The 9,749-nt window shown below is 56.9% G+C and carries 8 protein-coding genes, 1 tRNA gene and 2 rRNA genes (1 of these 11 only partly in view); 7 read left to right on the top strand and 4 right to left on the bottom strand.

The window, feature by feature from the left end; genetic code table 11:
• The 3 genes from K529_RS16775 to K529_RS16765 form a co-directional block, all read left to right on the top strand.
• Nucleotides 1-1,817 (top strand): 23S ribosomal RNA (locus K529_RS16775); it begins 1,026 nt to the left of the window's first position.
• A 216-nt stretch (nt 1,818-2,033) separates the two neighbouring features.
• Nucleotides 2,034-2,148 (top strand): 5S ribosomal RNA (gene rrf / locus K529_RS16770).
• A gap of 49 nt (nt 2,149-2,197) precedes the next feature.
• Nucleotides 2,198-2,274 (top strand) — tRNA-Met (locus tag K529_RS16765).
• Nucleotides 2,275-2,610: 336 nt separating this feature from the next.
• Here K529_RS16765 and K529_RS23640 read toward each other — a convergent pair.
• From K529_RS23640 to K529_RS16750, 3 genes are all read right to left on the bottom strand, one after another.
• On the bottom strand, nt 2,611-3,027 hold the full coding sequence (locus K529_RS23640) for a hypothetical protein (protein WP_157888510.1): 417 nt from the start codon (nt 3,025-3,027) through the stop codon (nt 2,611-2,613).
• A gap of 66 nt (nt 3,028-3,093) precedes the next feature.
• Nucleotides 3,094-4,008, bottom strand: a complete 915-nt coding sequence (locus K529_RS16755; protein WP_005632315.1) for a hypothetical protein — start codon at nt 4,006-4,008, stop codon at nt 3,094-3,096.
• Between the two features lie 117 nt (nt 4,009-4,125).
• Nucleotides 4,126-4,665, bottom strand: a complete 540-nt coding sequence (locus tag K529_RS16750) for a hypothetical protein (protein WP_005632318.1) — start codon at nt 4,663-4,665, stop codon at nt 4,126-4,128.
• A 118-nt stretch (nt 4,666-4,783) separates the two neighbouring features.
• On the opposite strand from K529_RS16750, the gene K529_RS23720 reads away from it, so the two are divergent.
• Nucleotides 4,784-4,954, top strand: a complete 171-nt coding sequence (locus K529_RS23720; protein ID WP_198528133.1) for a hypothetical protein — start codon at nt 4,784-4,786, stop codon at nt 4,952-4,954.
• A 278-nt stretch (nt 4,955-5,232) separates the two neighbouring features.
• On the top strand, nt 5,233-6,798 hold the full coding sequence (locus K529_RS16745) for a plasmid recombination protein (protein ID WP_065317491.1): 1,566 nt from the start codon (nt 5,233-5,235) through the stop codon (nt 6,796-6,798).
• Nucleotides 6,799-6,970: 172 nt separating this feature from the next.
• Here K529_RS16745 and K529_RS16740 read toward each other — a convergent pair whose 3' ends face one another.
• Nucleotides 6,971-7,867 carry a LysR family transcriptional regulator gene (locus tag K529_RS16740; RefSeq protein WP_005636536.1) on the bottom strand — a complete coding sequence of 299 codons (897 nt, stop codon included), beginning with the start codon at nt 7,865-7,867 and terminating at the stop codon, nt 6,971-6,973.
• 104 nt (nt 7,868-7,971) lie between these two features.
• On the opposite strand from K529_RS16740, the gene K529_RS16735 reads away from it, so the two are divergent.
• Both K529_RS16735 and K529_RS16730 read left to right on the top strand, forming a co-directional pair.
• Nucleotides 7,972-8,262 (top strand): putative quinol monooxygenase, encoded by a 291-nt coding sequence (locus K529_RS16735; protein WP_040643017.1) that lies wholly within the window; start codon nt 7,972-7,974, stop codon nt 8,260-8,262.
• A gap of 327 nt (nt 8,263-8,589) precedes the next feature.
• Nucleotides 8,590-9,687 (top strand): L-dopachrome tautomerase-related protein, encoded by a 1,098-nt coding sequence (locus tag K529_RS16730; protein WP_005636540.1) that lies wholly within the window; start codon nt 8,590-8,592, stop codon nt 9,685-9,687.
• Nucleotides 9,688-9,749: the final 62 nt, after the last annotated feature.

The following is a 9,749-nucleotide window of genomic DNA, read 5'->3' as shown; positions in this document are numbered from 1 at the left end:
CCTCCGGCTAAGGCCCCTAATTCATGGCTAAGTGGGAAAGCAGGTGGGATGTCCAAAACAACCAGGAGGTTGGCTTAGAAGCAGCCATCCTTTAAAGATAGCGTAACAGCTCACTGGTCTAAATAAGACGTCCTGCGGCGAAGATGTAACGGGGCTCAAGCCATGAGCCGAAGCCGAGGATGCACATAGTGCATGGTAGCAGAGCGTAGTGTGACATAGAACAGCTCCTCCTTAACGCCTTCGGGCGTATTGGAGGAACAGTTCTTTCGATGAAGCGGGCGCGTGAGCGATCCCGTGGAGAGATCACTAGCGAGAATGATGACATGAGTAGCGACAAAGAGTGTGAGAGACACTCTCGCCGAAAGTCCAAGGGTTCCTGCTTAAAGCTAATCTGAGCAGGGTAAGCCGGCCCCTAAGCCGAGGCCGAAAGGCGTAGGCGATGGGAACCAGGTTAATATTCCTGGGCCAGGAGGATGTGACGGATTGCGAAGGTAGTTTGCTCTTATCGGATTGAGCAGGCTGCTGAGCAGTCCCTGGAAATAGCCCTCCATCAGACCGTACCCTAAACCGACACAGGTGGACTGGTAGAGAATACCAAGGCGCTTGAGAGAACGATGTTGAAGGAACTCGGCAAAATACCTCCGTAAGTTCGCGAGAAGGAGGCCCGGGTCCTACGCAAGTGGAATCCGGGGGCACAAACCAGGGGGTGGCGACTGTTTATTAAAAACACAGGGCTCTGCGAAGTCGCAAGACGACGTATAGGGTCTGACGCCTGCCCGGTGCCTGAAGGTTAAAAGGAGGGGTGAGAGCTCCGAATTGAAGCCCAGGTAAACGGCGGCCGTAACTATAACGGTCCTAAGGTAGCGAAATTCCTTGTCGGGTAAGTTCCGACCTGCACGAATGGCGTAACGACTTCCCCGCTGTCTCCAACATCGACTCAGCGAAATTGAATTGCCTGTCAAGATGCAGGCTTCCCGCGGTTAGACGGAAAGACCCCGTGCACCTTTACTACAGCTTCGCACTGGCATCAGGATTGTGATGTGCAGGATAGGTGGTAGGCATCGAAACCGTGACGCTAGTCGCGGTGGAGCCTTCCTTGAGATACCACCCTTCGCACTCTTGATGTCTAACCGCGGCCCATTATCTGGGTCCGGGACCCTGCGTGGCGGGTAGTTTGACTGGGGCGGTCGCCTCCTAAAGCGTAACGGAGGCGCGCGAAGGTTGGCTCAGAGCGGTCGGAAATCGCTCGTTGAGTGCAATGGCAAAAGCCAGCCTGACTGCGAGACTGACAAGTCGAGCAGAGACGAAAGTCGGCCATAGTGATCCGGTGGTCCCGAGTGGAAGGGCCATCGCTCAACGGATAAAAGGTACGCCGGGGATAACAGGCTGATACTGCCCAAGAGTCCATATCGACGGCAGTGTTTGGCACCTCGATGTCGGCTCATCTCATCCTGGGGCTGGAGCAGGTCCCAAGGGTACGGCTGTTCGCCGTTTAAAGAGGTACGTGAGCTGGGTTTAGAACGTCGTGAGACAGTTCGGTCCCTATCTGCCGTGGGTGTAGGATACTTGAGAGGAGTTGCCCCTAGTACGAGAGGACCGGGGTGAACGAACCACTGGTGGACCAGTTATCGTGCCAACGGTAGTGCTGGGTAGCTATGTTCGGAAAGGATAACCGCTGAAGGCATCTAAGCGGGAAGCCCCCCTCAAAACAAGGTATCCCTGAGGGCCGTGGAAGACCACCACGTCAATAGGCCGGAGATGTAAGCGCAGCAATGCGTTCAGTTGACCGGTACTAATCGCCCGATTGGCTTGATCTGATCCAGTAAAAGACAGCCAAACACCAAAAAGCAAAACTGACTTGGACAACTCGTTGACCTCCTGAAAACAGGACGATCAACACGTTGATAAATCTAGACCCTGGGTGGCTCGTACAAACGTACAAGCCTTCCGGCGGCTTACGAGACTTGCTTCAAAAGTCTCTCACAGCCGACCGAATAAAAACCCAGGATCGAAGATCATGGGTTCTTATTCGGTTTGGTGGCCAAAGCACAAGCGAAACACCCGGTCCCTTCCCGAACCCGGAAGTTAAGCGCTGTTGCGCCGATGGTACTGCATCTTAAGGTGTGGGAGAGTAGGGCACCGCCAAACCTAATAAGAACCCAAATTCTCTCTAAATCGATAAATCAAAAACAAACACCGCGGGATGGAGCAGCCAGGTAGCTCGTCAGGCTCATAACCTGAAGGTCGTAGGTTCAAATCCTACTCCCGCAACCATCGTTTCCGACAAAGCCCTCGCATAACGCGGGGGCTTCGTTGCATACAGTCCTCCCAAACTCAAAATACCCGCAAGTTCCCCAATAAGTTCAATGGCATGGCCATTGCGCGCTGTCGCGTCCGGCACCAAACGAACCTCTGAAATCAGCCCTCGAAGGGCTTCTGCCGCTTCTCGTTTGACGTCGGGCGCGTTCAGAGAGCGAGCGAGATCTTCAATCAGCTCGCGGTACCGGGTCGACAGGCTGGGATGCAGCCGCAGGGCAGGGGGCTCGGGGCTTTCCGCCAACACCGACTGCAATCTCGACTGTTCCGCTTCCAGCTCGGTCATCTTCGCCTTCATCGAGGCGTGGTACAGGCCGTCTTCAATGGCCTTGAGGATGCTGGTGATCTTGGTCTCGATCTGAATGAGCGCCTTCGCTGCTTTCTGCCGGTCCTGCCGAAGCTGGCGGCGAGTTGCAGGCACACTAAGATCTTGTCAGCCGGGATACATTGTTTTGGCTTGTCGTTGCCATTCTCATCCATCGCCCAGCCATCGGTGCCCGCCTCACGCAGTTCGGCGAGCTCCTGGCTGTCGCGTGTTTGCGCCCCTTCAAGTTCGCTGAGGGATTCCAGGAGGTTCCGGGCGGGCGGATCCTCGACAGGGGCGATTTGCTTTGCTTCATCGAAGAGATCGTTGGTGACGACAGTTTGAGCGTGGCGCAAACGGCGCAGGATATCGCGGGCATAGGGGCCCCAGCTCTGAGTATTGGACATGAGCGTTCTCCATAAGTTCGGGGTCGGCCAAGGCCGATTTGAAATGATCAGATGAGGGGGCGGAGGTCAGGCGTCCGGCAGGAGTGGCAGTGCGTCGAGCATATCGAGGATGACGGGTACCAGATCTGCAGTGTAGATCTCCGATTTGACCCGGAGCCAAGGTGCATAGATCTCGGGCGGGATCATGGAGAGGGGATGGTCGCGCTTGAGAGCGGCGTGCATCTGCTTTTCCGCGCAGAGCGCTTTGTGGCCGGTCGGTAGGGCGACGCTGTGCAAGATCTCCGCTTGAAGGTTTGGGCGCCTTTTGAGCTGATAGGTCAACCGGCTCTCCGGGTTCCGGGAAAAGCCAAGTTTGACCATTGGCGGCAGTTCGGGAAGGTTGAAGCGCATACAATAAATGTAGCTGGGGGCTGAGGCCCAGCCTTTGCCACAGGCCTCGCAATTGAAGCGGCCGGTTTGCATGTTCACGCGCGCGATTACCTGTTGGTGCCCGCAGCTATGTCGGTAGCTGCGATAGTTCAGGTCGCGCGTGGGTGCGGCGCCGAGGAGAACCCAGCCTTGAGCCTCCGCTTCCGCCTGTTCCTTCGCGTTCTGGCAGGTCTCGCAGCGGTGTGAGCATTCGCCGTCAGCGATGCGCTTGATAAGCTCGAACTGACGCCGCAGCTTGTGGCCGCAGGGGGCTTCGTAAAAGCCATAGTGGCGATCTTCCGGGTCACGTCCAAGCCAGACCAGGCCCGCGGCCGCAGCATCTTCCTTCCAGGAGGTCTCGGTGCAGTGTGGGCAGATGGGCTGGTTGTTCATCAGCACAAACAGTTTGGCTCGGTGGGTTCCGCCGCAGGCCTCGCAACGCAGCAAGAGGTGGTAGCGATCATCGACACGATCGGTGATGGTGAAGCCTTTCGCTTGCGCGGCCTCCGCCCAATGGGCGTGGATGACAGTCGGGAATGACGCTGTAGATGATTTTTGTGGACAAAGGGTCATAGTGACCTCCGGGAAAAGGGGATCTGGCCGCGCCCGTGCATGGGCGCAGTGAAACGACAAGCGACCTCGCGCGGTGCCCAACAAGGCACCGGCATAGGCGGATCGATCGAGTTGGGGTTAGGCCGCGGCTGTTGCCGTCATCGCGCGTTGGTCATCTGTGCCGTCGATGCCGTCGAAGGAGAGGGGATCCTCTGCGAACTCGCTGAGATCCGCCAGCGCGCGCAAGTGATCCTGATGGACCTCCAGCATCAGTTGCACGCGATGGCCAACCGGATCGTTCTCAAAGCAGGCAAAGAAATGGCCGTGACTGCCAAGGAGGGCGTAGAGTGCGGTGAAATCCGCACCTGTTTCGCAGATGATGAGCGCTCGGGTCAGCAAAGAGATCCGCTGGAACGGCTTGTCCGCGTCCCGCGAAATCGGTGCTGTCGTGATCGAAGCGATGCGATCAAGCACATTGTGTCGTGCAGCTTCAGCATCGGCCACCCAGTCGGCAAAAGCCGGGTCGAAAGCATTCGCGCACTCGATGTCGCGCTCATATTCGATGTACTGCGCAAGTGCGCCGTTCAACTCGCTGAAAGTGCGAGAAATTGGGCTGTGGGCAAAATGGGTACGTGGTTCCGTCACGCGCTGAGGCGTGGTACAGGCATGTTCAGCCATATTTGATCTCCTGATGATCAATGTGGTTAGGGCAAGGCAGGAGGGTAGGATCTCTTGCCTTCGCCCGCTTAATATGTGATATTGCCATTATGATGTCAACATCAAAATGGTATTATTGATGGCACCTCCGAAGAAAGACACCGAAGCTCTTACGCTCCGGCTTCCCCGAGAGTTAATAGATATGATCGACGATCGCCGCCGCGCTGAGCCAGATTTGCCAACTCGGCCCGAGATGATCCGGCGCGCGTTGGTCCAGTGGTTCGAGTTGACCCAAATGCGCGAGGATTGATCCAGAGCCGGTGCTGCGGAGGAGCTGAACCGCGTTGGGTTCTGGGAAAAGCGCGTTCGCGCTTGGGGTGTCGAGAGGGGCGGAGCCCCTTCGGACTGGGGGTTTCGAAAGGGGGATGCGCAGCGTTTCCTCTTCGCCGAAGAGAGATAAGACCGGACGGCAGTCCGAGGGTTATCTCTAGTAGGTTCCGCCATCCCCAGCGGGGGAGGGGGCAAAGCAGATAATCTGACGACAAATCGCATTTCGGATTTTCGGCGTTTTCGCGGACTCTTATGTCCATGAAAGATCTGACCGACACACCCGCTCTGAAATCGAAAGACGGCAATCCCCAGGCTGTCTCGATCCGTATCGAACCCCGCACGATGTCAAAGGCCAAGGGGACGCGGCGGCATGATTTCCGTATTGGAAAATTACCGAAGTACGTGAAAGCCGATCGCGTGAAACTCAATCGTACGCTGATGCCCTTGCGTCCGCTTGGCCAGATCAAGAAAGAAAATGCCGAACTGCGCATCAAGGCATCTCGACAGAGGGCCATGAAGCAGAATGCGCCTGTGATCATGTCGGGCATCATCACTTTCGGGACTGTGGCTGCCAAATTGTTCGAGTCCCTTCCTGTCGAGCAACAGGACGCGGCATTTCGGGAGCTGGCAAAGGGGGTGGCTTCGGAGCTGAATACATCGCTCGAATCGCTCGTGGTTCACTTGGACGAGACGACCATCCATGCGCATTTCACATTGCGCGCATACACCAATGCGGGTCTTTCGATGAGTGAAGCCGCAAAACGCGGCACACTCTCGAGGGTTCAGGATCTCGCAGCGGCGGTCATGCAGAGCTACCACAGTGAAATCGAACGCGGGCACCGCAAGTGGGACCGTATCGCGGCCGGCGCGGATTATGCTGATACCCTTCACCGCAGTGTGCGCGAGTTGCATTATGACCTTCCTCTGGAAATCGAAACGCTGCGTCAGCAGTCTGCGGAAGCGAAACGAGAATTGGAGGCGCTCGTCGAAGATCGGGACATTCAGAAAATGGAGCTCGATGCGGATCTCGATTTCGCTGGCGAAGAGCTGCAATCGCGACAGCTGGAACTTGCGCGAATTAAAGAGGACGAAAAAGCGCATCGCTCGGAACTTGATGCGCTGATAGCCTCCGCTGAGAAGACGCGTCGCCACCTGGCAGAGCTCGATGCCAAGGCGGTGGCTGCAGAAAAGAAGGAGAAACGGCGTCGGACCTATATGGCCCGCCTCGCGAAAAAAGAAGCCGCTATCGCGGCGCAGAAGGTGGCTCTGGTCCAAAGGACCGAGGCTGTGGAAGCGGCCGAAGCCGCATTGGCGGAAAATACCCGCGCGCACGTGGCGCGAGAACATGAGCTGGCGCAGCGAGAGCAGCGCCAGGAAGAACAGGCAGAAGAAGCGCGGATCAAATCCGCGGATCTGGATGCCCGTGCGGGCGAAATTTCCCTGGAGAAGGAGCAAGTGGCAACGGCCCGGTCAGAACTGGTGACGGAGGCGGAGGAGGTGAGGGCGCAAAGGATAGAGCTCAATGCGGGCCTGGCGGCGATTGATCACGTGGTTGGTGCGGTCGAAGAGGGGAAGATTTGGGTAGGTGAAAACGGAAAGGTCGCCCTTGAGGACCCCGCACCGATCTACACGGCTCCTAAAGGTCTCCGTGACCGGTTGATGCCGGCAATTTTGCGACTGGTGCGGAAAATCGATCAAACAGAGAAGCGCGCAAGCTGGGTCGAAGTGATGATGACCCGCGTGCGGAACCTCATGGTGCGTTCCGATCTACCAAAGGACTTGGAGAAGGAAGCACGGGATCTGGATGCGGATTGGAGCAAGTGAAGAGCGCGCAGTTGTCAGTTATCCATTTTGAGTGTCCGTACCAGCCTGAGGTTGGGAGTTTCGGTAGAAAGGGCGGGAAGCGGAAGTTCGCTGCGCAACGATCGCGAAATGATTTAAGGTGTTAAAGCAGACATCAATAGAGGGAGGCATGGCTCCGAGGTTACTTAGCGCGCTATATTGGCTTCCGTGCTGCCAATGCTTGCGAAAATGCGTCGGCCAAGGCGCGCACGCGTCGTGGTTGTGCGCGGCCCGGGGGGAACATCATTTGAAGCGGATTGGGCGGCGGTGCAAAATCTTCAAGCAGAGCGATAAGCTTGCCTGCCTCAACGTCTCCGATGACATCAAGCTCCGACTTCAAAATGATCCCATGCCCGTCCAGCGCCCATTTCCTGACCAGTGATCCGTCGTTCACGGTCTTGTTGCCGCGCACGGTTACGGTTTGCGGTTTCTTGCCTGAGCCAAAGCACCAGACGTTGTCGAGGGTCGTCCCGAACCGCATGATCAGGCAGTTGTGGTGGGCCAGATCGGCGGGCGTTTGTGGCGCGCCGTGCTGCGCGATGTAGGATGGCGCGGCGCAGACAATACGGCGGAACTGGCCGAGGTTGCGCGTGCGTAGCGTGCTGTCCGTGACGGCACCGAACCGCAGGGCCAGATCAAAACCTTGCCCGACGATATCGACATAGCCGTCCGATAGCAGCAGCTCGATTGAGATTGCGGGATGGTCTGCGGTGAAAGTCGATATCACGTCCGACACGATGCTGCGGCCAATGTCGATTGGCGCGCTGACCCGGATTGGGCCGGACAATGTATCGGCGCCGTGCCGGATGCGTGATTCAAGATCTTCGATTTCCCCCAGCACGACCTTGGCTCCGGCGAGCAAGGTGCGCCCTTCGTCTGTTAAGCTAAGCGAGCGTGTTGTCCGGTTGAACAGAACCACGCCGTAATGGGTTTCGAGTGCGGCCAAACGTTCGGAAACGGTGGTCGCAGACAGGCCCGCTTCGCGTCCGGCGGCGACGAGGCTGCCCTTTTCGGTGATGGTCAAAAACAGGCGGATATTGTCGATCAGCATTAAACGGATTTCTCGGATTATCATTTCGAATGAAGTCTGTTTATCCGTATATGCCTGCGATGTATATGTTTGTCATCAAAACAGACATTCAAAGGAACACACCGATGTCCAAGCTTACAATCGTCGCCAACATCACAGCCAATGCAGACAAAATCGAATTGGTTAAAGCCGAGCTTCTGAAGCTCGTTCCGATCACCCGCGCCGAAGAAGGCTGCATCAACTACGACCTGCACCAAGACAACGAAAACCCAGCGCATTTCACGTTCTATGAAAACTGGGAAAGCCGTGAGCTGTGGCAGACACACATGAACGCGCCGCACCTCGCTGCCTATATGGAAGCCACTGACGGTGCTGTTGCCGAATTCATTCTGAACGAGATGTCTCACATCGACTGAGCCACGTTACTACAACCGGAGACCGCATCATGAAAACAACCCACGCCACCCCAGTAGATGTCCAACCAAAGGACGCAAAACGCCCAGTGGCGCGGCTGTCGCCACATGATCTGGCTGGAATCCGGAACCATGGCTCGGGGGCATCCGCCGTCGATCTGGCCGGGTGGTTACGACGCTTTTTTCGCAAGTAATCATCCGACCGACCAACACCAAAATCCTTTCCCGTGAATATCAGAAATCTGGCATTTGCTTGCCGGATCACGGGGGAGGTGTGCCCCACGCTGCCCCATTCCTAAATCCCATTCGCACCCCTGAAAGGCGCCCACCATGACACCGACAAAACTGCTCACGTCCGCGATTGCATTGTCCTTCGCATTCGCCGCGCAAACATCTGCGGACGCCAGCGCTGATCTGACAACCTTCGCAGAAATCAGCGACACGCGCCCCGGCAACATCACAGTCACACCCGACAACCGCGTCATCATCACCCAGCAGCCGTTGGATGGTCCGACATTGCGGGTTGTTGAAGTTCTTGAAGACGGCACGAAGGTTCCGTTCCCAACGCAGGACTGGGCCGACGGCCCCGAAACTGGCGAAGTTGGTATTGCTGGTTCAATCGGGATCAAGTCAGACGCAAACGGTATCGTTTGGATCCTCGATATGGGCGGAGCCGACAGCGCGCCGAAACTGGTCGGTTGGGACACACAAGCCGATGCGTTGCACAAGATCATCGACATTCCGTCCGACGTTGTGACCCCGATTTCTTTCCTTCAGGACTTTGCCCTCGATGAAGAACGCGGCCAGATCTACATCGCCGACATGACCTTCACTGCACCTGCTGCCGACCTGAAGCCCGCGTTGATTGTGATCGATATTGAAACAGGTGCCGCACGCCGTTTGTTGGAGGCCACGAAACGTTTCATGGCCTCTGACGAAGATGTGGTAATCGACGGTAATCTTGTCGGGTTCAAAGACGCGGAAGGGAACGCCACCCCATGGCACCTGTCGATGAACGCCATCTCAATCGATCCGACGTTTGAAAATGTCTATTTCGGCACCATGAATGGCCGCGATATCTGGTCCATCCCTGCTGCTGCTTTGGCGGACGCGTCACAAGACGACACCGCGCTGGCCGCACAGATCACCCGCTACGCTGAAAAAGGGCCGAATGACGGCTTTATCATCGACGGTGAGGGCCGCGTGTTCTCTGGCGATGTGACCCGCAACGCCGTGACGGTTTCCACACCCGACAGCTTTGAGGTCTTCGCGCAAGACGACACGCTGTTGCGGTGGGCCGATGGCTTTGCCTTCGCACCGGACGGCACACTTTATATCGTCGCCAACCAGTTGCACACGCATCCCGCACTGAACATGGGCGAAGACGGCAGCGACCATGCCTATGTCATTCTGACGACCCAGCCGTAATCAAACATCGCGCGGCGTCCAACATAGGCGCCGCGCAATTCCCCTTCACATTCGGAGAATGA

The sequence above is a fragment of the Tritonibacter mobilis F1926 genome, from assembly GCF_000376545.2.
GTDB classification, from domain to species: domain Bacteria; phylum Pseudomonadota; class Alphaproteobacteria; order Rhodobacterales; family Rhodobacteraceae; genus Epibacterium; species Epibacterium mobile.
Note: the sequence above shows the minus strand (reverse complement) of the source record. Positions and strands in the feature narration are given on the sequence as shown.